The organism is Arthrobacter sp. Soil761 (genome assembly GCF_001428325.1).
Taxonomy (GTDB): domain Bacteria; phylum Actinomycetota; class Actinomycetes; order Actinomycetales; family Micrococcaceae; genus Arthrobacter.
Genome location: NZ_LMSF01000023.1, coordinates 194,288 through 215,833, shown reverse-complemented (window position 1 = coordinate 215,833; position 21,546 = coordinate 194,288). Strand labels below are relative to the sequence as shown.

20 protein-coding genes are annotated in these 21,546 nt (G+C 65.8%); 5 read left to right on the top strand and 15 right to left on the bottom strand.

Features of this window, described 5'->3' with window-relative positions; all coding sequences use genetic code 11:
* Positions 1-7 precede the first annotated feature (7 nt).
* The 6 genes from ASG79_RS13130 to purU form a co-directional block, all read right to left on the bottom strand.
* Positions 8-1,420, bottom strand: a complete 1,413-nt coding sequence (locus ASG79_RS13130; RefSeq protein WP_056391736.1) for an MFS transporter — start codon at positions 1,418-1,420, stop codon at positions 8-10.
* 384 nt (positions 1,421-1,804) lie between these two features.
* Entirely contained in the window at positions 1,805-3,178 is a 1,374-nt protein-coding gene (locus ASG79_RS13125) for a molybdopterin molybdotransferase MoeA (protein WP_235509805.1), read from the bottom strand.
* Between the two features lie 157 nt (positions 3,179-3,335).
* Positions 3,336-4,241, bottom strand: a complete 906-nt coding sequence (locus ASG79_RS13120; RefSeq protein WP_018771781.1) for a bifunctional 5,10-methylenetetrahydrofolate dehydrogenase/5,10-methenyltetrahydrofolate cyclohydrolase — start codon at positions 4,239-4,241, stop codon at positions 3,336-3,338.
* Complete coding sequence (locus ASG79_RS13115) at positions 4,238-4,864, bottom strand: cyclodeaminase/cyclohydrolase family protein (RefSeq protein WP_018771780.1); 627 nt, start codon at positions 4,862-4,864, stop codon at positions 4,238-4,240. Before ASG79_RS13115 ends, ASG79_RS13120 begins: the two co-directional genes overlap by 4 nt.
* A gap of 4 nt (positions 4,865-4,868) precedes the next feature.
* Entirely contained in the window at positions 4,869-7,361 is a 2,493-nt protein-coding gene (locus ASG79_RS13110; RefSeq protein WP_056391733.1) for a GcvT family protein, read from the bottom strand.
* Between the two features lie 49 nt (positions 7,362-7,410).
* Complete coding sequence (gene purU / locus ASG79_RS13105) at positions 7,411-8,316, bottom strand: formyltetrahydrofolate deformylase (protein ID WP_018771778.1); 906 nt, start codon at positions 8,314-8,316, stop codon at positions 7,411-7,413.
* Positions 8,317-8,438: 122 nt separating this feature from the next.
* Between purU and ASG79_RS13100 the strand changes: the two genes are divergently transcribed.
* Both ASG79_RS13100 and ASG79_RS13095 read left to right on the top strand, forming a co-directional pair.
* Positions 8,439-9,119 (top strand): GntR family transcriptional regulator, encoded by a 681-nt coding sequence (locus tag ASG79_RS13100; RefSeq protein ID WP_056391730.1) that lies wholly within the window; start codon positions 8,439-8,441, stop codon positions 9,117-9,119.
* A gap of 132 nt (positions 9,120-9,251) precedes the next feature.
* Positions 9,252-9,533, top strand: a complete 282-nt coding sequence (locus ASG79_RS13095; protein ID WP_056391727.1) for a hypothetical protein — start codon at positions 9,252-9,254, stop codon at positions 9,531-9,533.
* A 28-nt stretch (positions 9,534-9,561) separates the two neighbouring features.
* Here the strand turns inward: ASG79_RS13095 and ASG79_RS13090 are convergent, their stop codons facing one another.
* Complete coding sequence (locus ASG79_RS13090) at positions 9,562-10,878, bottom strand: helix-turn-helix transcriptional regulator (protein WP_056391719.1); 1,317 nt, start codon at positions 10,876-10,878, stop codon at positions 9,562-9,564.
* 130 nt (positions 10,879-11,008) lie between these two features.
* Between ASG79_RS13090 and hxlB the strand changes: the two genes are divergently transcribed.
* The 3 genes from hxlB (at position 11,009) to ASG79_RS13075 (ending at position 13,366) form a co-directional block, all read left to right on the top strand.
* Positions 11,009-11,608 carry a 6-phospho-3-hexuloisomerase gene (hxlB, locus tag ASG79_RS13085; RefSeq protein WP_056391717.1) on the top strand — a complete coding sequence of 200 codons (600 nt, stop codon included), beginning with the start codon at positions 11,009-11,011 and terminating at the stop codon, positions 11,606-11,608.
* 54 nt (positions 11,609-11,662) lie between these two features.
* The gene (gene hxlA, locus ASG79_RS13080; protein WP_056391716.1) at positions 11,663-12,286 is read left to right on the top strand and encodes a 3-hexulose-6-phosphate synthase; all 624 of its coding nucleotides are present in this window, start codon (positions 11,663-11,665) and stop codon (positions 12,284-12,286) included.
* 102 nt (positions 12,287-12,388) lie between these two features.
* On the top strand, positions 12,389-13,366 hold the full coding sequence (locus ASG79_RS13075; RefSeq protein WP_056392069.1) for a glucose-6-phosphate dehydrogenase assembly protein OpcA: 978 nt from the start codon (positions 12,389-12,391) through the stop codon (positions 13,364-13,366).
* A 65-nt stretch (positions 13,367-13,431) separates the two neighbouring features.
* On the opposite strand, the gene ASG79_RS13070 is transcribed toward ASG79_RS13075, so the two are convergent.
* From ASG79_RS13070 to ASG79_RS13035, 8 genes are all read right to left on the bottom strand, one after another.
* The gene (locus tag ASG79_RS13070; protein ID WP_056391711.1) at positions 13,432-15,351 is read right to left on the bottom strand and encodes a BCCT family transporter; all 1,920 of its coding nucleotides are present in this window, start codon (positions 15,349-15,351) and stop codon (positions 13,432-13,434) included.
* 385 nt (positions 15,352-15,736) lie between these two features.
* Positions 15,737-16,546 carry an IclR family transcriptional regulator gene (locus ASG79_RS13065; RefSeq protein ID WP_056391708.1) on the bottom strand — a complete coding sequence of 270 codons (810 nt, stop codon included), beginning with the start codon at positions 16,544-16,546 and terminating at the stop codon, positions 15,737-15,739.
* Positions 16,547-16,627: 81 nt separating this feature from the next.
* Entirely contained in the window at positions 16,628-16,966 is a 339-nt protein-coding gene (gene uraH, locus ASG79_RS13060) for a hydroxyisourate hydrolase (protein WP_018771769.1), read from the bottom strand.
* Positions 16,963-17,460, bottom strand: coding sequence for a 2-oxo-4-hydroxy-4-carboxy-5-ureidoimidazoline decarboxylase (gene uraD / locus ASG79_RS13055; RefSeq protein ID WP_056392068.1), 498 nt, complete (start codon positions 17,458-17,460; stop codon positions 16,963-16,965). The genes uraH and uraD overlap by 4 nt, the downstream gene beginning before the upstream one ends.
* Positions 17,461-17,655: 195 nt before the next feature.
* A complete protein-coding gene (locus tag ASG79_RS13050; protein ID WP_018771767.1) occupies positions 17,656-18,081 on the bottom strand; it encodes an ATP-binding protein in 426 nt (141 codons plus the stop codon).
* Positions 18,074-18,406, bottom strand: coding sequence for an STAS domain-containing protein (locus ASG79_RS13045; RefSeq protein ID WP_018771766.1), 333 nt, complete (start codon positions 18,404-18,406; stop codon positions 18,074-18,076). Before ASG79_RS13045 ends, ASG79_RS13050 begins: the two co-directional genes overlap by 8 nt.
* On the bottom strand, positions 18,406-20,364 hold the full coding sequence (locus tag ASG79_RS13040) for a glycosyltransferase family 2 protein (protein WP_056391705.1): 1,959 nt from the start codon (positions 20,362-20,364) through the stop codon (positions 18,406-18,408). Before ASG79_RS13040 ends, ASG79_RS13045 begins: the two co-directional genes overlap by 1 nt.
* Positions 20,361-21,473 carry a PP2C family protein-serine/threonine phosphatase gene (locus ASG79_RS13035; protein ID WP_018771764.1) on the bottom strand — a complete coding sequence of 371 codons (1,113 nt, stop codon included), beginning with the start codon at positions 21,471-21,473 and terminating at the stop codon, positions 20,361-20,363. Before ASG79_RS13035 ends, ASG79_RS13040 begins: the two co-directional genes overlap by 4 nt.
* Between the last annotated feature and the right edge of the window lie 73 nt (positions 21,474-21,546).

The window sequence follows — 21,546 nt, the reverse complement described above, 5'->3', positions numbered from 1 at the left end:
CCCGGTGTCAGTGGGAGAAGTCTGCTGAAATCTCGGCGAGGGTGCGCCCTTTCGTCTCAGGCGCGAGCCATTGCGAGAGGACTGCGCCGAGTAATGCGACGGCGGCGGCTACGACCATGGTTGAGCCCATGCCGATGTTGGCGATCGCCCATGGCAGGGCGAAGGTGCCGAGTGCGGCTCCGATCCGGCTGAAGGACGCGGCGAAGCCCATACCGACGCCGCGCAGGTGGCCGGGGAATACCTCGGCCGGATAGACCTGGGTCATCGTGGTGTAGCCGGCATTGAAGTAGGAGAAGGCGAGAAACAGGACGAGCACGAGGATCGCTGGTGCGTTTCCCCATACTCCGATGACCAGCAGGATGCCCGCGCAGAGCCACTGCCCGGGCACGGTGAGGATTCGGCGGCCGAGCTTATCAATCAGAAGTACGCTGGTGACAACGCCCGCGACCGCAAGTGCGGACAGGCCGACTCCACCGGCCCAGCCGCCGCCGAAGCCGAATTGGTTGAGTACCTCGTCGGCGAAGGTCGCGATCGCGAAGTACGGAGTGACCGCGCAGAACCAAAAACCTGCAGTGAAGACAGTGGCGCGCCAGTACTGCCTCGAGAACAGCATTCCGAAGGAGGCGTTCTTGATTTTGGTCCCACTCTCCGCGGCTTGGGCCTCCTGGAGCATCCTCAGATCCATCTCTCCGGTGATGCTGTCGTGCATCTGCGGCGATTCGACATATCGGTGTGCGATCTCGAGTGCTTCCTTGTGCCGTCCCTTAGTAATGAGCCAGCTCGGCGATTCGGGGAGGCCCATGCGGGCGAGGAACAGAACGAATGCCAGTATCGTGCTCGTGCCGAGTACTAGGCGCCATGGGGTGCCGGCGTCGTGCAGGAGCGTGCCGATGATGAATGCCATCATGAAACCGACGTACCAGGCGATCAGGGTCAGCCCGAGCAACCGCCCGCGGAGCTTGGGTGGGGAGAACTCTGACAGCAGTGGCCCACCGATTGAGTACTCGCCGCCGATCGCGACGCCCATCATGAATCGGATGATGGCCAGCTGGATCACGGCGCCGTCTCCAGAGGTTACGAAGAATTGGGCTCCTGAGGCGACCAGGAACAGGCCCATGTCCACCAGGAACATTGGCTTGCGTCCGAACTTGTCAGTAGCCCAGCCAGCCAGCGGGGAGCCGATGAAGATACCAGCCAGCGGGCCTGCAGCGATCATGCCCAGCGATAGTGCGTCGAGCTGGAGATCTGACCGCATGGATCCGGTGACCGGGCCGATGATTCCGAGGATGTAACCGTCGAGGAACATCCCGCCTATGAAGACCGCTACAAGCCGCATCATGAAGCGGCGCTTGAACTTGGAGCTGGTCTCTTTTGATGAGGAGGTGTCGACGGGGGCCGTCGTCTTGGTTGGATTGATCATTGAGATTCGTTCCCTTCCGGCTTCAGCGCAAACCGCTGAAGGTGCCAGAGCGCTGTTTCCTGGACCCACGGACAGGCTTCGGCGTCGTTCCCCGGTTCCGGCGCCCCGCGCTGCTTTGATCGATGGTGCTGCCATCCCTGATAGTCATAGACAGTTTCCTTTGGTGATCTGGCGCTGCCGCATGGATACTGGCAGCGTTGTGCGGCCGATGCACGGGCCAGGGCCCCTTTCGGATCGGCCATCATGAATTCGTTCGTCTGTTCCCCAAAGTCATCACGGGTGGAGCCGGGGGACGGGAGGAGCGTATCCGGGCGTGCCTCGTTCCGTGATGATCAACAACCTTCGCTGTATGCAACAAAATCGTGCGCTAGCTCACATTCAATGTCAAGAGTGTGACCCCCTAAAGGCAAAGTGTGTAGGCGCTCCTGCTGGGGACTCCGGGTCACGCCAAAGGCCCTGACCGCTGGGAGCTGGTGCTGCCCACGGAAGCGGGAGCACGGGAACGGGTCCCCCGGAATCTACACCCTGGGGTGGAACGGCCATGACCGCGTCCGCCCAGGCAAGCCCGCGCATCATGCCGGGCCCGGTGTGCTGGACTGGGAACGCAAGGCCGGACAGGAACCGGCAGGGGACCAGGCGTGTCCTTCCCGGATCGCCCTCGAGGTCGCAGCCGGACATCACGAGCTGCAACGGAGGCAGCTGCGCGCCCCCAAGCGAGGCCATCAGCGGTGCGCCCAGGGCGAGGAGGGCCATCATGGCCGCCAGGGGATTGCCGGGCAGGCCAATGACGAGCCGGCCGCCGGGAAGCGCGGCGAGCACTGCCGGGTGCCCGGGACGCATCGCGATGCCGTCCACCAGCAACTGCCCGCCCATGGCGTCGACGGCGGCACGGAAATGGTCGGTGCCGGATTTTCCGGTGCCGCCGGTGGTGATGAGCACGTCTGCGTGCCCGCCATGGGGCATCACCGGGTTCTCCAGGGCAGCCAGCCAATCGCTGAAAGAGTCACCGATTCTTTGCGGGCTGTCCGCAACACCGCCGAGCAGGGAAACCACGTGTCCGAGCTGCGGGCCAAAGGTGTCCCGGACCTGTCCCGGGCCCGGAATTCCCTGCGTCACCACTTCGGCGCCGGTGAGTACGACGGCGGCAGCGGGCCGGGCGCGGACCTGGACGGTGTCGTGCCCTGCCGCCGCAGCCAGGGCCACGTGCGCGGGATTAAGGACGGTGCCGGCAGGGATGAGTACGTCCCCTGACCGGGCTTCCTGCCCGGCAGGGCGGATGTGGTGGCCGCTGCACGGCTCACCGGGCTTCGCATCGGCACGCAGCGCCAGGATGTGGTTGCCGTTGGGGTCCCGCACGGCCAGGCCGCTTTCCTTCCGCAGGACGGCATCGGCACCGTGCGGTACCAGGCCGCCGGTGGCAATCACGGCGGCACTGTTTGCAGGCAGGAATCTGTTGCCTGCAGGCACCGGGGAGGCGTGCTGGCCGGCTCCGGCCAGCAGCCATGGACCAGGCCCGTTCACGGCCCAACCGTCCATGGCGGACGAGGCATAATGCGGGAGGTCCTGGAGGGCGGTGACATCCCGGCTCAGCGTGCGTCCATTGGCTTCAGCGAGCGGGACTGCCACGGGCGGGAGCGGACCGGCGGAACCGAAGGCCACATGGCGCGCTTCGGACCACGGTATGCACCCGCGTTCCGGGACGGGACCCGGCGCAGCCGTGCTCCTGGAAACGGTGGCTGTCAATCCATTGGCAGGCATCCGGGGCCCCTCCTTTTTAAGTCACCGGCACCATGCCGGTTGCGGGGTCCCGTTTTCCGAAAACGGTGCTTCGATGAGGAATACCTCCCCAGGTCTTAGGCCCATCGAAGCACCTTTCACGGAAAACGGGACGCCCGTTGCTAACGCTGTGCCTTTCCTAGCCCGCGGCTTCCAGGACCTGGGACTCCAGGGGCCCGGCCGCCAGCGGCAGGGAAGACACTTGCCTGCGTGCAGCCTCCACGGTGTGAAGCAGCAGCAATGCCGTGGTCACTGAGCCCACGCCGCCGGGAACCGGGGTGAGCGCCGCTGCCGTCCCGGTGACGCCGGCTTCGTCCACGTCACCCACCAGCGAGCCGTCGGGAAGGACGTTCGTGCCGACGTCGACCACTACCGTCCGGGAGGAGACATGGCTACCGGTCAGCAGGCCGGCGCGTCCGGCGGCGACCACCACGACGTCGGCATCCTTCGTGTAGCGCTCAAGAGGGCCCGACCTGGAATGGCAGACCGTCACGGCGGCATCGCGTGCCAGCAGCAGGAGGGACAGTGGCTTGCCCACCACGGCGGACCGGCCCACGACCACCACGCCCTTGCCCGCCAGGGGAACCTGGTAATGATCCAGGATTTCGACGACGGAGCGCGCGGTGGCGGGCGCAAAGGCCGGCTGCCCCACGGCAAGGCGACCCAGGCTCAACGGATTTGCGCCGTCAATGTCCTTTTCCGGGGCGATAAGGCCCACCAGGTTGTCCGTCCGGACACCGGGCGGCAGTGGAGTTTGCAGGATGATGCCGTTCACGGACGGTTCGGCGCTCAGGTCCCGCAGGACGCTGGCCAGCACCGGTTCCGTTGCGTCATGGCCCAGGTCGATGATCCGGCAACCCACTCCTGCCCGCTCCGCTGCCCGCTCGATGGAGCGGACGTACCAGTGCGTTGACTCATCGGCGGTCGCCATGACCACCGCCACGACCGGGCGGACGCCGTCCAGTTCAAGCGACCGGACCTGCTCCTGCACTTCCTTGTGGAACAAACCGGCCAAAGGCTTTCCGGAAAGTACTGCGGTGCTCAACCAAGGATCCTTTCCCGCACGCGGGCCGAGAGGGCCTCAGCCGCCAGGACTACCTTTTCCTCAATACCGTCCGTCTGCCGAGCAAGCAGCGCGCGTGCCTCCGGGTCCTTGACCGCCACGACGTTGATGTCGATGTTGACGCGCGCGGTGGCGGCAGCTGCGCGGGCGGCATCGGCAGCCGCTGCCACGTCGCTGATGACGTTCGCGTTGGCCACGTCGAACAGCTCCGTGGCGAGGTCCACGATGTCGCCTGAGACCTTGATGAGCTTGGCGGGTGTCTGTGCAGCCTGGATGAGTGCCGACTGGATCCCGGCCGCGCGCGCGGCCTTGGACTCATCCGTGTCGGACGGCAGCCTGTAGGAGTCGATGACTGCCTGGAAGGCCTGTTCGTCCGCGTCGGCCAGGCGCAGTGCCTCGGTAATGAGATTGTCTGCTGCCTGGGTAATGCGCTGCACCTGGGGTGCGTGCTGTTCGTACCTGGCGCCTGTGGTGTAACGCGCCACCATGGCCACCAGGGCTGCACCCTGGGCCGCATGCAGGGCAGCGGCTGCACCGCCGCCCGGCGTGGGCTGTTTTGCGGCCAGGCGCGTGAGGTAGCTGCTGACTGTCTCTGAGCTGATCATGGCACTACCCGCGGAGCCGGGTCATGGTGGGGTCGTACAGCGGGTCCTGGGTCACCGTGGCAACGATCCGGCGTCCGAAGTACTCGATCTCCACGGAGTCGCCGATCGAAACTTCGGCGGGCAGGTAGGAATAGGCGATCGGTTTCCTGACCGTGTAGCCGTAGGCGCCGCTGGTCACGTAGCCAACTGCCTGGTCCTTGTAGAACACCGGTTCCTTGCCGAGCACCAGGCTGCGGCCGTCGTCGACAGTGAGGCAGCGCAGACGCCGCGCGGAGTTCTCCTCCGTGCGGCCTTCCAGGGCCGCCTTGCCGACGAAGTTGTCCTTGGCCATCTTCACCGCGAAGCCCAGGCCGGCCTCGAAGGGGTCGTGCTCGGTGGTCATGTCCGTGCCCCAGGAGCGGTAGCCCTTTTCCAGGCGGAGCGAGCTGAACGCGGCCCGCCCGGCAGCGATGACGCCAAACGGCTGGCCGGCCTTCCACAGTGCATCCCAGAGCCGCTGTCCGTTGTCGGCGCTGGTGTACAGTTCCCAGCCCAGCTCACCGACGTAGGACAGGCGCATGGCGGTAACGGGGACGCCACCGATGACCACTTGCTTGGACCGGAAGTATTTCAGGCCATCGTTGGAGAAGTCATCGCTGCTGACGGTGCTGACGAGGTCGCGGGCGAGCGGGCCCCACAGGCCGATGCAGCAGGTGCCGCCGGTGGTGTCGCGGACCTGGACCCAGTCGTCGGCGCTGCCGCTTGCTGTCTGGTGGCGGGCTGCGCGTTCAAAGTAGGCGGTGTCGATGTTGCCGTTGGCACCGAGCTGGAAGGTGTCCTCGCTGAGGCGGGCCACGGTGATGTCACTGCGGACCCCGCCCTGCTCGTCCAGGAGCAACGTGTAGGTGACGGCTCCGGGCTTCTTGTTCATTTCCGCGGTGGTCAGTTCCTGCAGCAGCTTCAGGGCGCCCGGTCCGGAGATTTCGAGGCGCTTGAGCGGGGTCATGTCGTACATGGCGACGGCGGTGCGCGTCTTCCATGCCTCGGCCGCGGCAATAGGCGAGCTGAACATGCCGGACCAGGAATCACGGGCCGGCGGCTGCCAGTCAGCGGGCATCTCCTTGAGGAGCTCGGCGTTGGCCTCGAACCAGTAGGGCCGTTCCCAGCCGCCGCCTTCCAGGAAGTAGCCGCCCAGCTGCTTGTGCCTGGCATGGAAGGGGCTGACGCGCAGGTTGCGCGGGGAGAGCTTGGGCTGCAGCGGGTGCAGGACGTCGTAGATCTCCACGAAGTTCTGCTGCGAGGTTTCGCTGACGTATTCGGGGGTCAGCTGCACGTCCTCGAAGCGGTGGATGTCGCAGTCGCCCAGGTCGATGGAGGACTTGCCGTCCACCAGGAGTTCGGCCACAGCGCGCGCGATGCCGGCGGAGTGGGTGACCCAGACGGCTTCGGCCACGAAGAAGCCGTCGAGTTCCCTGGACTCGCCAACGAGGGATCCGCCGTCGGGGGTGAAGGAGAAGATGCCGTTGAAGCCGTCCTCGATCTCGCTTTCGCGCAGGGCGGGCAGGATCTGCTTGGTGGCTTCCCACGCGGGGAGGAAGTCCTCGAGGGTGAAGTCCAGCCGGGACGGCATGTTGTGCTCGCTGATCTCATGCGGCTTGAAGCTGCCGAGTTCGTCGAGGTCCACGGGCATGGGCTTGTGGGCGTAGGAGCCGATGCCGTAGCGGTCGCCGTGTTCGCGGTAGTAGAGGTCCTGGTCCTGGTGCCGGAGGATGGGCAGCCGGGCGCCGTTGGGCAGTTCGTTCTTGCCCTGCTGTGCCGGAACCGGGGTGGTCTTGACGTACTGGTGGGCCAGGGGCAGCAGCGGCACGGACATGCCGATCAGCTCGCCCACCTTTGCACCCCAGAAGCCGGCGCAGGAGACCACGATGTCTGCCGGGATCACGCCGTCGGGCGTCTGGACGCCGGTGACCTGCCTGCCGGACTGTTCGATGCCGGTCACAGTGGTGTTGCCCAAGTACTTGACGCCGGCCGCTTCGGTGCGCTTGATCAGCAGCTGCACCGCCCGCGCCGCGCTGGCCAGGCCGTCGCTCGGGACGTGCAGGCCGCCGAGGATGTCCTCATCGTTGATGAGCGGGTAAAGCTCCTTGCATTCTGCCGGGGAAAGAATGGAGCCTTCGATGCCCCATGCCTGCGCATAGCCGAGCTTGCGCTTCAGGTCCGCGAGGCGGGTCTCGGTGGTGGCAACCTCCAGGCCGCCCACCTGGTTGAAGCAGCTGACGCCGTCTTCGGTGAGGGACAGCAGTTTCTCCACGGTGTACTTGGCGAACAGCGCCATGGACTTGGAGGGGTTGGTCTGGAAGACCAGTCCCGGGGCGTGCGAGGTGGAGCCGCCGGGCATGTTGAGGGGTCCCTGGTCCAGGACGGTGATGTTGTTCCAGCCGCGCGTGACGAGTTCATCCGCGAGGTTGGTGCCGACGATGCCGGCTCCGATAATGACAATGCGTGGTGACGATTCCAAGGAAGTCTCTCCTGCTGCTTTACGGGTTAGGTCTGCGGACGAGGGCTGCTTACCGGAACACCACGGTGCTGGTCTGGTCCAGCAGCACGCGGTGCTGGCAGTGCCAGCGGACGGCGCGGGAGAGGGCCAGTGCCTCCGCGTCCTGGCCCACGGTGGACAGCTGCGCCGGGCCGTAGCTGTGGTCCACGCGGATGACTTCCTGCTCGATGATGGGACCCTCATCCAGGTCCGCCGTGACGTAGTGGGCGGTGGCGCCCACCAGCTTGACTCCGCGGTCGTAGGCCTGGTGGTAGGGGCGTGCGCCCTTGAAGCCAGGGAGGAAGGAGTGGTGGATGTTGATGGCCCGGCCCTCCAGCGCCCGGCAGAGATCGTCGGAGAGCACCTGCATGTAACGGGCCAGGACCACGAGGTCGGCCTCGTACTCCTCCACCAGCTCCAGCAGCCTGCGTTCGGCGTCGGCCTTCGTGTCCGGTGTGACGGGGACGTAGATGAAGGGGAGCCCTGCGGCTTCCGCCATTGCACGGTGGGTCTCGTGGTTGGAAACGACCGCTACCAGTTCGCCGCCAAGGCTGCCGCCGCGCCAGCGGAAGATCAGGTCATTCAGGCAGTGCCCGAACTTGGACACCATCACCAGAACGCGCGGCTGGGTCTTGTCGTGGAAGCTGAAACTCATGTCGAACCGGCCTGCAATGGACGCAAATTCTTCCTCGAGCATCGCCGGCGTGTAGTTGGGGGAGCCGGAGAACGCTGTGCGCAGGTGCAGGGTCTCACGCAGGCTGTCATCGAACTGCTGGTGTTCCTCGATGTTGAAGCCACGCTCGAAGAGGAACGTGGTCACGGCCTGCACAATCCCTGCCTGCTCGCGGCAGGACAAGGTCAGCACGAATTTCTGCGCCTGCTCTTCCTTGAGCGCCGGCAGGGTAGCGGTTGCTGAAGCTGTTTCAATGAGGGTCATGTCCCTCCTCCTTCTAGATATATTCAAAAGCTGCGGACTGATATATTAGATTGGGTGTCAGCGTATACTGGTCTCGAGGCGAGGTCAATAGTTTTTTTCTGGTTGGGAAGAAGGGGCTCAGCATGGCATTCGAAGCTTTGGCGGTGGCGGACGACGCCGGCAGGAAGTCGCTGGCAGACGTCGCGTACGAGAGCATCCGCGACTGGTTGCTGACCCTTGAAATCAAGCCCGGCGAGCTGCTGAATGACGAGCTCCTTGCCAAGAACCTGGGCGTGGGGCGGACTCCGGTGCGCGAAGCGCTGAAGCGGCTGGAGCTGGACCGGCTGGTGAAGACCTACCCCCGGCGGGGTACCTTCGCCACCAGGGTGGACGTGACCGACCTTTCCTTCATCTCGGAAATCCGGGCCCAGCTCGAGCCCCTTGCTGCCGCACGTGCTGCCCGGGTGGCGTCCCCGGCGGTTCGGGACGGGCTGCGTGCCACGCTCGAGAAGGTTCAGGCATTCGATGTTGCCGGAGCAACCGTAACCGAGACGCTGCAGCTGGATGCCCGGGTGCACCAGGGCATTTACGCCGCCGCTGCCAACCCTCACCTGGAGGACATCCTGATCCGCTATGACAACCTGGCAACGCGGATCTGGTGCATGGTCATCGACCGCCTGCCGGACCTGTCCCACCACGTGCGCGAACACCTCGATCTGCTCCGCGCCGTCATTGACGGGGATGAGGAGCGGGCCTCCGAGCTTGCCAAGGCCCACGTGAGTGGATTCGAGCATGCGGTCCGGGAGGCCCTCTTCAAGGCTTAGTCCCGGCCGGTCTGCGCGTCTGTTGACATCGGGTGTGACCTGCACCATACTCTGAATCCAGATTGATATATCAATCAAACATCAGAGTTGGATTCCCATGAGCGGCGATGGCGCCGGCGAACGGAGCGACCAGTGAATTCCCAGGCAACCCTTGAAGCCCCGCGGAGAGCCACCGGCCTTGACCTTCCACAACGTGGCCACGGCGGCGGCACGTCGAAAAAGGCCCTTGGCCTCCGGACTGACTGGGCGCGCCTGCCTGGCCGCAATGTCGAGGTGTGGCTACTGGGGGAGTGCGTGGCCAGCGGGGTGGTGGACCAGGCTGCGGAGGATGGATCGGTGCTCTGGATAGCCGCCGAGGGCATCAGCACGCGGCGCATCTTCGACAAGCAATCGGGCTACCAGATCTGGGTGTGACTGTTCTTAGCCCTCGACGCTGCAGGTCCTAACGCAGTCCGTGGCTGTGGGCCAGCGCAATGGCTTCGGTCCGCGAAGCCACGCCCAGCTTCCTGAACAGGTTCCGCACGTGGAACTTGACCGTGTTCTCGCTGATGTTGAGCGCGGCGGCTATGCTTCGGTTGCGTTGGCCCGCCGCCAGCAGTTGGAGGACCTCGAGTTCCCGGGCCGCGAGGTTCCAGCCCGAGACGTCTGCCGGAGAAGCAGGCGGGTCCAGGGGCAGCGTGACGGAAATGTCCGCGCCCCACCCCGGCATGAGATCGACTTCCATGCGGCCGTCCAGTGCCTGGACCCTGCGCTGCAGCCGTTCCATGTTCGGGGCGTCAGTCGAGAGTCCGCCCCGTCCGTCGTCCCGGACATTGATCAGCAGGTTTTCGCCGTCGCAGTCCCACTGGGTCCGCACCCTGCGGACTTCCGGTTGCTCCATCATGGCCAACAGCAGCCCGCGCACTATGGCCCGCGCCGCGATGGCTACCTCGCCGGGCAGCGCCCGGCCATTCAAGGGGGGTTCGATGAATTGCACGTCGATCCCACTGAACCGGGTCAGTGGACGCAGATCCTCGCAAAGCCGTTCGAAGGCGGTGGCCACCGGTTCCTTCACCAGTTCTGCCGTCTGGTCGTTGTGCGTGCGCAGTTCCACCAGCGCCTTGGCCGCGGCGTCACTGACTGTGGCCCGTGCCGTTGCGTCATCCAGGGAGCCTGACCGTGCGGCCGCGAGGATGGTTTCCAGGGTTGTGGAATGAAGGTCCACCAGCTCGCCCGTGACCCTGATCCGTTCCGCGGATGCTGCCCGTGACTCCAGCAGGTAGGACGGCGGCGCATCCTTCACCTTCTCCTGGATCCGGCGTGCTGCCATTTCCCAGAGATAGGACACGAGGTCCAGGTTCTCCATGTCCCCGGCCTGCTGCCGGCCCCCGGCCGTCCCGGGATAGGTAATGACCAGCAAAGCGTTGCTGGGAGCGTACCTCAGGGCGAAGGCCTGCCGTTGCCTGCCTGCGATCTGTGCCGTTCCCGCCCAAGGCCCCTTAGCGGCCACCTGCTCGCGCAGCTGCTGGAGTTCGCTGATCGATACCCGGGCCACCACCTCCCCGTCGCCTGACTTCTTCTGCGGGCGTCCTGTGCATTCCTCGGTGAAGATCACCAGGGCGTCGCCGCCAGTGTAGGGGCGGACAGCTTCGTGCAGCCGTTCGGCAATGGCGGAGAGGGGCGCCTCCGCGATCCGGGCCACCGCGCGGAGCAGGGGCCAGGGCAGGGCGGTTCCGGGGAAGTCCGTAACCAGCCGAACGGGCGGGGTGCTCTCAATCATCTCGACAGATTACGCGAAGAATCCCGTCCTGACCTACCCGAACGGGTGGTTAAAACCATCCCGAATTGGCGTATCACCTACCCGCCCGTTTCGGCACGATGGATGCCAGGTACACGATGAAGGAGGAGATATGGACTCAACCGTTCTGACCGCTCCCGCGGTGGAAGCAACCGGCGGGGCCATCACGGGCAATATCTCCCTGGTGTTAAGGGAGATCGCAGACACCGCGGCCCGCATCAGCCCGGACAGGCTGCGCCAGGCGGTCTCGATGCTGGAGAACGCCGACCGCGTCTTTGTGGCCGGGGCAGGCCGCAGCGGCCTGGTGCTGAGGATGGCAGCGATGCGGCTGATGCACCTGGGCCTCGTGGTCCACGTGGCCGGGGACACCACCACCCCCGCCATCCGGAAGGGTGACCTTCTGCTCGTCGCATCGGGCTCCGGCAGCACGTCGGGGATCGTGAAGGCCGCCGGGACCGCCGCCAAGGCGGGGGCCCGGATCGTCGCCTTCACTGCCAACCCCGGTTCGGCACTCGCAGGACTGGCTGACGCCGTCGTGCTGCTCCCGGCCCAGCAAAAGACCGACCACGGCTCGGGCGTCTCCCGCCAGTACTCCGGGAGCCTCTTCGAACAGGTGCTCTTCGTGGCAACGGAGGCGGTGTTCCAAACACTCTGGGACAACGCCGACGTCCCCGCCGAGCAGTTGTGGCTGCGCCACGCCAACCTCGAATAGACCTTTCCCGACTTTCCAGTCCTTTGGACAAGACCCCAACAGAAAGAAGAAGCAATGAAACTTCAGGTAGCCATTGACCTCCTCACCGTCGAGGACGCCCTCGAGCTGGCCGGCAAGGTCGCTGAATACGTGGACATCATCGAACTGGGCACGCCCCTCATCAAGGCTGCGGGCCTCTCCGCCGTTACGGCCATCAAGGAAGCCCACCCGGACAAGCTGGTTTTCGCCGACATGAAGACCATGGACGCCGGCGAACTCGAAGCCGACATCGCCTTCAAGGCGGGCGCCGACCTGGTCACCGTGCTCGGCTCCGCCGATGACTCTACGATCGCGGGCGCCGTCAAGGCCGCAAAGGCACACAGCAAGGGCGTCGTCGTTGACCTGATCGGCATCGCGGACAAGGCCACCCGGGCCAGGGAAGTGCGCGCCCTGGGTGCGAAGTTCGTCGAGATGCACGCGGGCCTGGACGAGCAGGCAAAGCCCGGCTTCGACCTGACTGGACTGCTACGCACGGGCGAAGAATCGCAGGTGCCCTTCTCCGTGGCAGGCGGCGTGAACGTCAGCACCATCGCAGCCGTCCAGGCCGCAGGAGCCGACGTGGCGGTGGCCGGCGGCGCCATCTACGGCGCCGCAGATCCGGCTCTGGCCGCCAAGGAACTCCAGGCTGCCATCAACTAGGCCCTGGCATACGGCGGCGGCTCCACCTGGACCGGGGTGGGGCCGCCGCTGTGCCATGCCCTCATCGAGCCCATTCCGTGGCGGACGAACCTGGAGAAGGCCATGATCGTTAACCTGCCCGACACCACCACCTCGAAGGTGTCCAAGAAACTCATGGCCCTGCGCGAGCAGGGCGGCGTGATCGCGCTGGGCCGGGTCCTGACCCTGGTGGTCGTGACCAAGTCCGGGATCGAGGAAGAAGCGATCGAGGCCGCGAACGACGCCAGCCGGGAACACCCCTGCCGGATCATCGTCCTCGCCGACGCCGGGAAGGACGCCGGGGACCGGCTCGACGCGCAGATCCGGGTGGGCGGGGACGCCGGCGCCTCGGAAGTGATCGTGCTGCGCGGCTACGGCCAACTGGCCCACGAGTCCGGGTCCCTGGTGGCCGCGCTGCTGCTTCCGGACGCCCCGATCGTGGCCTGGTGGCCGCACGGCGCCCCCGCGAACGCGTGCGAGACCTCCATCGGCGCGATCGCGCACCGCAGGATCACCGACTCCGCGAACGAACCCGACCCCCAGGCCGCATTGGAACGGATCCACCGCACCTACAAGGCCGGCGACACCGACCTCGCCTGGACCCGGCTGACCAACTGGCGGATCCAGCTCGCAGCAGCCCTGGACCAGGTCGACCCATCCTTGGTGCTTGCCGCCGAGGTGGAGGGCGCCCCGGATTCCCCCAGCCCGCTGCTGATGGCTGCCTGGCTCAAGCTCGCGCTGGACGTACCTGTGAACAAGGTTGCAGGACCGGCAGGATCAGGCCTTGGCCGAGTGAGCCTCACGCTGGCCGACGGTCGGATTCAGCTTCTCCGCCCCGGAGGCTTCGTCGCCGAACTCACCCAACCCGGCCACCCTGCCCAGCGGATCCCGCTCCCACGCCGCAGCCTCAGCGAATGCCTCGCCGAAGAACTCCGCCGCCTCCAGCCGGACCCTGTTTTCGGTGAGGTGCTGGCCACCGTGGGGCGTTTGTGCGCGGACAGGCAAGTGCAGCCGGTGCCTGAGGCCGGTTACCAGCTGCAGGGTTGCATGGTGGTGGCCTAGCCGCAGGGCCATTAAAGGATTTGGCCCCGGCGCATGATGCGCCGGGGCCAAATTCGCGTGTTTACCTAACGTGTGGCTGCCTTCTCCAGATCCTGCCCCTTGCCCGGGCACCTCTGGCCATCGGCGCACTCTTCTGCGCACTCGTGCTTTGTCACAAGGTCGAACTGCGCGCCCCGGTGTTGCTCCACGCCCGCCCGGATAGCCCGTTCCACCACAGAGTCCGCCAGCCGGCGGCGCAGGGAAAGGGGGTCCCTGCGCAGGTCCTTGGTGATGGCGAAACAAAGCAACAGCATGACGATCACGAAGGGCAGGGCAGCGACGATGGTGATCCGCTGCAGGCCCGACAACGCTTCGGAGGGCTGGTCACCGCCGGCCAAAAGCATGACGGCGGCCACGGCGCCGGTGAGGGCGCCCCAGAAGATGACCAGGGCACGCTTGGGGTCGGAGCTGCCATTGGAGCTCAGCGACGCCATGATCAGGGAGGCGGAATCAGCACCGGTAATGAAGAAGATTGCCACCAGGACCATGGCCAGGACAATTACGGCCGCAATCATCCACTCCGGCAGGGGGAGGTTCTTCACCAGGTTGAACAGGGCGCCGTCAAAATCGATGGTTGCCTTGCCATCGGTGACGGTCATCAGGCCCGGCGTGCCGGCTTTGTCAGCTTCCTGCTGGATGTGGAAGGCCGTACCGCCGAAGATGCCAAACCAGATGACGCTGACAATGCTGGGGACCAGCAGTACGCCGGTGACGAACTGCCGGATGGTCCGGCCGCGGCTGATCCTGGCGATGAACATGCCCACGAAGGGCGTCCAGGAAATCCACCAGGCCCAATAGAAGATGGTCCAGCCGGACATCCAGGTCCGCAGCGCCTCGTCGCCAACGGCCTCGGTGCGGGAGGACATTTCGGCCAGGTCGCGCAGATAGTCGCCCACCGCCGAGGGGATGAGGTTGAGGATGAAAAGAGTGGGGCCCGCCACGAAGACGATGGCGGCGAGGACCACTGCAAGGACCATGTTGACGTTGGACAGCCACTGGATTCCACGGCTGATGCCGGACACGGCGGAGGCGATGAAGCACGCTGTCAGGATGGCCACGATGGCCACGAGCACGGGTGTTCCGATCTCGCCTGTCCAGCCGTTCGAGGTGAAGCCGCTCCCGATCTGCAGGGCGCCAAGACCCAGTGACGCGGCGGTACCGAAGAGGGTGGCGAAGATGGCCAGGATGTTGATGACCTTGCCCACCGGCCCCTCAACGGTCCTGATGCCGAACAACGAGGTGAAGGCGGCGGAGATCAGTTGCCTGCGTCCCAGCCGGTAGGTGCCATAGGCCATGGCAATGCCCACCACCGCATACATGGCCCAGGGGTGCAGGGTCCAGTGGAAAATCGAGGTGGCCATGGCAGTCTGGATGGCTGCCGGGGTGCGCCCGTCAACCGTTCCGGGCGGGGGAGAAACGAAGTGGTACAGCGGCTCGGCCACCCCATAGAACATCAGGCCGATGCCCATTCCGGCGGCGAACATCATGGCGATCCATGACACCGTGCGGAATTCGGGTTTTTCGCCGTCCTTGCCCAGCGGAATGTTGCCGAACTTGCCCATGGCCAGCCACAGGACAAACACGACGAACAGGGACGCCAGGACCATGAAGAGCCAGCCGGTGTATTCCATGACCCAGTCCAGGGCGTCCTTGGAAGTGGTGGCCAGGCTGTCCTTGTCGGCAAATCCCCACACCACGAAGGCAAGGGCAATGGCGCCGGTGATGCCGAACGTGGCCTTGTCCAGCGTCAGCTTCCGGTCGCGGCGCTGGGAGACGGCCTGCTCCCTGTTACTCAGCCGCAGTTCGGCCAGAATCTGCTTGTGTTCGTTGACGGCGGGAAGGGCGGCTGTCGATTCCTCTTGGTCGGTGTCCAGAGGCTCGGGGGGAGCGCCATCTGAAGGCGGCACTTTTGGCTTGGCGGAGGTTAGATCACTATTAATGGCCATGAAAGCGGGTCCTTTGGCTAGTCCATGGGCTTGCGTTTAGTGCTGGGAATCGGGCAGAGCAATCCGGGGGTGAATTGCCGCGTGGCCGTTCGCCAGCGGTGGCAGGGCCTTGAGCCCCATGGGGAGGTGTTCCGCAAAGATCAACAGAGTTCGCGCTAAGCAACAAGAGTGCTGTACGTCACTTTGAAAGTCAAGGATGCCAGGCAGCGTGAACCTCTTGGGGCGCATTGTGTCGCCGGACCGAGCTGTTGCATAGTGCGCTTGTTGTTGCACTCCAGCGTCCGGGTTCAGTGCGCCGGCAGCGGCTCCCGCATAGGCGAAAGGGCAGGCCAACCGTTTGGGGACACAACAATGGCCCCGGGCACTGCCCGGGGCCATTGTTGTGTCATTTCCGCGTGTACCCCATATTGCCGCTGACCTGGAGCCCGGCTTCCTTGAGCGATTCGAGCAGGCCGGGAATCTTCTCGGGGTCGAACCGGAAGGCCGGGCCGGAGATGCTGAGGGCGCCAATCACGGTGCCCTGGTGGTTGTAGACCGGCACCGCCACGGCATTCAGGCCGATCTCGAACTCCTCGTGCACCACGGCGTACCCCTTGGCGGCTACCTCGAGCAGCTGTGCGTCCAGTTCCTTGCGGCTGGTGATGGTGCGGGCAGTCCGGGCAGCAAGGCCCGTCTCCTTGAGGATACGGTCCCGGTCGTCCGCCTCCAGGGCAGCCAGGAGGACTTTGCCGCTGGACGTGGCGTGCAGCGGGGTGAGGCTCCCCACCCAGTCGTAGGTGGCCAGGGTGGACGGGCCCATGGCCTGGTCCACATTCACCGCGTAGTTCGAGCGCAGGACCGCGAGGTTGACGGTTTCCTTGAATTCGTCGGCCAGGCTTTCCAGGACGGGCCGTGCCTCGCGGACCAGGCTGAGCCGCCCGGGGATGGAACTGGCCAGGCGCAGGATTCCAAAACCGAGCTGGTACTTGCCCCGCTCGCTGTTCTGGTGCACCATCTCGCGGGTCACCAGCGATCCCATCAGCCGGGAGACGGTGGACTTGTGGATCCCCATTTCCTCGGCTATTTCGCTCACGCCCGCGTGCCCTTCCCGGGCGAGGATCTCCAGGACGGTCAGGGCGCGCTCCACGGACTGCACGCCGCCGGACTGGCCGCCTTCGGCATCGGTATCGGATTCAGGGTCTCTATTCGAAGCCATACTTCCTGATCCTATGCCGGAAACTGTGACGGCGGTGACATTGGGTTAACGCGCTTGACACCCGGGCGCCCCCAGGCCGGCCTAGCTGCCGCGGTAGGTGGAGTACGCGAACGGGCTCAGGAGCAAAGGAACGTGGTAATGCTCCGGGCCGGTGACTTCGAAGACCAGGTCCACTTCAGGGAAGAACGTCGCGGTCTGCAGGCCGGCGTAGTACGTGCCCGTGGCGAAGTTCAACTTGTAGTGCCCGGGCTCCAGCTGTTCAGGCCCCAGGTCCTTCGCCCGGCCGTCGGCGTCCGTGCTGGAGGTGGCCAGCTCGCGCCAGGTACCGCCGTCGTTCTTCAAAAGGACGACGGCGACCCCCGCCGCCGGGCGCCCGGCGCCGGTGTCGAGGATGTGGGTGGTCACGTGGGAAACGCTCATTCGCTGATCAGTCCTTCAAGCCGCAGTACGGCGATTTCGCGCAGCTGCTGGGCCACGATGGTGTCTTCCTCCTGCGGGGAATTGCCGAGCCGCTGGTTCAGGGCCTGCAGGATTTCCGGAGCGGTGCGTCCGGCGGCCCGGATCAGGAAGACGCGGCCGAACTTCTCCTCGTACTCGCGGTTCCCCCGGGCCAGGGCTTCTGCTGCCGCAGCATCGGCCGGATCCACCCCGGCCTGCTCGGAACGGGACATGGACGCCTCGGTGCTGGCCGCCGTCGGACGTTCCCCGATCCTGGGGTGGTGGGCCATGGCGGCGTCAACCTCCGCAGGAGTGAAGGGGTTGGCTGCCTGGGCGGCGAACTCCAGCAGCTGGTCCCGGCTGGCGAACGGCCGGGCTGCTGCCACCGCCTCCACCCAGCGGCTGACGTCGATGCAGGGCCGGAGGGTGGCCTGGGCCGCGGCGGAGCCGGCGGCGTTGAATTCGGCAAGCTTCATGCTGGCGTATTCCTCGATGGTCATGCTGGCATCCATGGTGACGGCTATGCGGATGCCGGAGAACCCGGCGCCTGTTCGGGGATTTCCCCAAACAAGGCTTCCGCATCATGGAACTGTTATTTCAGCATACGTAATATTCAAGAACAGCCGCGTGGCCGTGTCAAGCGGCGGCGCGCAGCTCCAGCAGGGGCAGTCCTAATCCTGGGAGGACGTCCTGGAAAGGACCCAGGTGTTGGTGGCACCCTGGCGCTCGAAGGTCACCGTGGTGACCAGCGCCTCGATCAGCGCCAGGCCGCGGCCTGACTCGGCGTCGTCGCCGGGCGTGGCCGGCTCCATGGGGCCGTACGGTGGCTTGGCGTTGTAGGCACTCACCCGCGCCTGCAGCAGCGTGGGCTGCACGGTGGTCTCCACCCCCAGTTCCACCTCCCGGTCCCCGGCCGGCCTTGCGTGCTGGACGATGTTGGAGGCGGACTCGATGACTGCGGTGGTAAACGTCATCTGGTCCATGTCGTTGACGAACGGAACGTCCAGCCAAAGGCTGTCCAGGTCGTTGTGGACCGCTTCGATGGCGTCCTCGGCAGCAGGCCCCCGGAAGCTGCGCGAGGCCAGGACCTCAGTCATTGCCGAACGCCTCTTCGGCTGTGGCATACGCCGTAAGGACCTTGTCCATGCTGGTGAGCTTCAGGACCATGTTCACCTGGGGCTGCACCGCCGCGATCCGCAGGTCGCCGCCGGCCTGGCGGGCCGCCTTGAGGCAGCCGATCAGCGCGCCCAGCCCGGAGGAATCCATGAAGGCGGTGTTTTCCAGGTTCACCACGATCCGGTTGGACCCGCCGGCAATGACATCCGTGACGAACTCGCGCAGTTTGGGCGCGGAGACCATGTTGAGCCGCCCGTCCGCCTTGACTTCCGCGTACGAATCTTTGACCTCGTAACTGAACTCCATCAGGGTTCCTCTCTGTTTGCAGGTTCTGCGGCCGGTTCGTACCCCTTGTAGAGCACGGCGCGGACCAGGATGCTCATGACCACCAGGTCGAAAACCACCCAGACAACATTGACCAGGGTGCCCAGCGGTTCCGCCAGCCCGGTGGCAAGGCGGATGATTCCGACGACGGCGGCGACGGCAAGCAGGATGGACACCGCGATCTGGGGCCGGATGAGGCTCCAGCTGGGTCCGCCGCTTTGGCGCGCCTTGGGGGTGACCGCGAACCCAAGGGGACGGCCGAACCACACGTTACGGGCCGCCGTCGTGCATGCCTTGATCCAGGTGGGGAACAGCGCCAGGCTGTACTGCTGCCCGCGCCAGGTGGGGATTCCGCGGCCGGCCACGGCGAACAGCAGCTGGTTGACCACCATGAACGGGATGAAGCGGATGAAGAAGTCCCAGCTCAGGCTGCTGACCGGCAGGATGCCCAGCAGCAGGTAGATGATGGGGGCCGCGAAGTAGATGACCGCGGCGAACCCGCTGAGGTAGGTCCACATGGTGGCGAAGTACATCAGGCGCTGGCCGAGCTTGAGGCCCTTCTGGACCAGCGGGTTTTCGCGGAGCAGCACCTGGATGGTGCCCTGCGCCCAGCGGAGGCGCTGGGTGAGCATGGTCTTCAGGTCCTCCGGCGCCAGGCCGTAGGCCAGGATCTCGTGGTGATAGACGCTCTCCCAGCCCATGGCGTGCATGCGCATGGCGGTGGCCATGTCCTCGGTGACGGAGATGGTGGCCAGCGGCATTACCGGCTGGGCCTCGTCGCTGCGCTCCACGGTCAGCGCGTCCAGGACGGCCTGGACGGATTCCAGGGCGCCCAGCGGCGACCAGTCACGGGCGGACATGCGCTGGACGGCGTCGTCGGCCACCACCGGGACGCCGGACTCGCCCACGTGGGCCAGTTCCATGGCGGCGATCTCTTCGAGGTCGGCCTGCAGGGCGGCGACGTCGGCCTGGACCAGGGTCTGGACGGCGGCATCCACGCGGCGGCGGACGCGGTACGTGACCTCGCTGAGGGGCCTGCCGGCGTCCACTTCCTCCTGGGCCTCGCGGGTGGCTGCCTCCACCTCGTCGAGGACCTCGGCCACCAGGGGAGAGTCCACGTCCGCCGACTTGCGGGCCTGCTTGATGGCTGCCCGGGATGCGGCCAGGGCACGGCGGATACTCTTCTCGGTCTCCTTGACGTAGCCCACCAGGCCCAGCTGCATCAGGGCCTCGCGGCGAAGGATGGCGTTGGAGCCGCAGAAGAAGGCAGCGTTCCAGCCGTCCTTGCCCTGCTGGATGGGACCGTAAAACAGGGGCGCCTGGCTGCCTAGCGGATCATCGGCCGGCACATTGCTGAAGTATTGGGGGGTTTGGACCAGGGCCACCCGGCGGTTGTTGAAGTAGCCCAGGGTCTTTTCCAGGATGTCCGGCTCCGGGATCTGGTCCGCGTCCAGGATCAGCAGGAACTCGCCGTGGGTCACCATGAGGGCGTTGTTCAGGTTCCCGGCCTTGGCGTGGCGGGGGAGGTCCTTGGTCCAGTCCTCGCTGCGGGTGACGTAGCCCAGGCCATGCTGTTCGGCCAGGGCCTTGAGCTCGGGCCGGGCGCCGTCGTCCAGGATCCACGTGCTGTGCGGGTGCCGGATCTTCTGGGCCGCCAGTGCGGTGGTGAGGACCATGTCCAGGTCTTCGTTGTAGGTGGTGATGAAGACGTCCACGGTTGCATCGTGCGGCGGCGCGGGAGCGCCCTTGCGGATCCTCAGTTTCCATACGGTCATGCCGAAGAGCATGACGTCGATGAGGCTGTAGGTCTCGGCCACCACCAACGGCAGGGCGATCCACCAGGCGTCCCAGTTGAGGGACGCCATCCAGCGCCACGCGATGTAGTTCAGGCCGGTCAGGACGGTCAGGACAACCACCACGCGGGTCCAGAAGCGGATCAAGCCGGCACCTCCACGGGCAGGCGGCGGACCACAACCACCGTGACGTCGTCTTCGGCGGTTTCTGCGGGGGCCAGGGCCAGGATGGAGTTGCTGGCTTCCTGCGCCGTACCTGCGGACTGCGTTGCGTGCTGCACTGCCTCGGTGAAGTCCTCCACTGACCCGAACACATCCAGCACTCCGTCGCTGACCACAACCAGCGAGTCGCCCGGGGCCAGCTCCAGGCCCGCCTGCGGCCACTGGGTCCCGGGCCAGGCGCCAACCGGTGGTCCGCCGGAGGGGAGGCGGTCCGCCGGTCCGGCCGGCTGGACATGCAGCGCAAGGCCGTGCCCGGCGTCTACATAGCTGACCTTGCCTGATGCCGCGTCCAGGCGGGCATGGAACAGGGTGACAAATGAGTTGGAGGAGTCCAGGTCGGCGGCGATCGCCTTGCTGGCGGCGCCGAACCCGGCGTCGAGGTCCTGCCGCAGGCCCGTGGAACGCATTACTGCGCGGACTGTTGCCGCGATCAGCGCCGCCCCCATGCCTTTGCCCATGGCATCGGCGAAAGTGAGGTGGAGCCCGTCCGGCGTCTGGTACCAATCGTAGAAGTCGCCGCCCACGCTTTGGGACGGGCGGAAGAGGCCCGCCACGTCGTAACCGTCAACCCGGATGTCTTCCTTGGGCAGGAGGCTTTGCTGCACTTCGGTGGCGCGTTCCAGCTCGCCCCGGGCAGCGGACTCCGCCGCGGCTGAGGGCCGGCGCCGGAACAGTGCATTGATCCGGGACTGCAGTTCCCGGGGGCTGAACGGCTTGCTGATGTATTCGTCGGCGCCGTTGTCCAGGCCGGTCAGCTTGTCGAGTTCGTCCGCACGGGCGGTGAGCATCACGATGAACGCGTCCGAGAACTCGCGAAGGAGCTTGCAGACCTCCAGCCCGTCAAGGTCCGGCAGGTTCAGGTCCAGGGTTACCAGGTCCGGCCTGGTGCGGCGGACTTCCTCCACCCCCGGGAGCCCTGCCCCGGCCTGGGTGACGTCGAAACCCTGCTTCACCAGGACGCGGACCAGGAGCCCGCGGATGTCGGGGTCGTCTTCGATGACCACGGCACGGCGGGTTTCGGGGGGAGAGACCATAGCTCTACTTCTACAGTATTAAGGCGCACGGGGCATGTCTTAGGCTCCACAGTTTCCGGTGACTTCGCTGACA

Bases quoted from the DNA above. Each gene is read 5' to 3' on its own strand.
- hxlB (WP_056391717.1), top strand. From the start codon at position 11,009: ATGGACTCAACCGTTCTGACCGCTCCCGCGGTGGAAGCAACCGGCGGG.
- uraD (WP_056392068.1), bottom strand. From the start codon at position 17,460: ATGAAGCTTGCCGAATTCAACGCCGCCGGCTCCGCCGCGGCCCAGGCC.
- hxlA (WP_056391716.1), top strand. From the start codon at position 11,663: ATGAAACTTCAGGTAGCCATTGACCTCCTCACCGTCGAGGACGCCCTC.
- ASG79_RS13070 (WP_056391711.1), bottom strand. From the start codon at position 15,351: ATGGCCATTAATAGTGATCTAACCTCCGCCAAGCCAAAAGTGCCGCCT.
- ASG79_RS13100 (WP_056391730.1), top strand. From the start codon at position 8,439: ATGGCATTCGAAGCTTTGGCGGTGGCGGACGACGCCGGCAGGAAGTCG.
- uraH (WP_018771769.1), bottom strand. From the start codon at position 16,966: ATGAGCGTTTCCCACGTGACCACCCACATCCTCGACACCGGCGCCGGG.
- ASG79_RS13125 (WP_235509805.1), bottom strand. From the start codon at position 3,178: ATGCCTGCCAATGGATTGACAGCCACCGTTTCCAGGAGCACGGCTGCG.
- ASG79_RS13045 (WP_018771766.1), bottom strand. From the start codon at position 18,406: ATGGAGTTCAGTTACGAGGTCAAAGATTCGTACGCGGAAGTCAAGGCG.
- ASG79_RS13050 (WP_018771767.1), bottom strand. From the start codon at position 18,081: ATGACTGAGGTCCTGGCCTCGCGCAGCTTCCGGGGGCCTGCTGCCGAG.
- ASG79_RS13130 (WP_056391736.1), bottom strand. From the start codon at position 1,420: ATGATCAATCCAACCAAGACGACGGCCCCCGTCGACACCTCCTCATCA.
- purU (WP_018771778.1), bottom strand. From the start codon at position 8,316: ATGACCCTCATTGAAACAGCTTCAGCAACCGCTACCCTGCCGGCGCTC.
- ASG79_RS13065 (WP_056391708.1), bottom strand. From the start codon at position 16,546: ATGGCTTCGAATAGAGACCCTGAATCCGATACCGATGCCGAAGGCGGC.
- ASG79_RS13035 (WP_018771764.1), bottom strand. From the start codon at position 21,473: ATGGTCTCTCCCCCCGAAACCCGCCGTGCCGTGGTCATCGAAGACGAC.
- ASG79_RS13090 (WP_056391719.1), bottom strand. From the start codon at position 10,878: ATGATTGAGAGCACCCCGCCCGTTCGGCTGGTTACGGACTTCCCCGGA.
- ASG79_RS13115 (WP_018771780.1), bottom strand. From the start codon at position 4,864: ATGATCAGCTCAGAGACAGTCAGCAGCTACCTCACGCGCCTGGCCGCA.
- ASG79_RS13075 (WP_056392069.1), top strand. From the start codon at position 12,389: ATGATCGTTAACCTGCCCGACACCACCACCTCGAAGGTGTCCAAGAAA.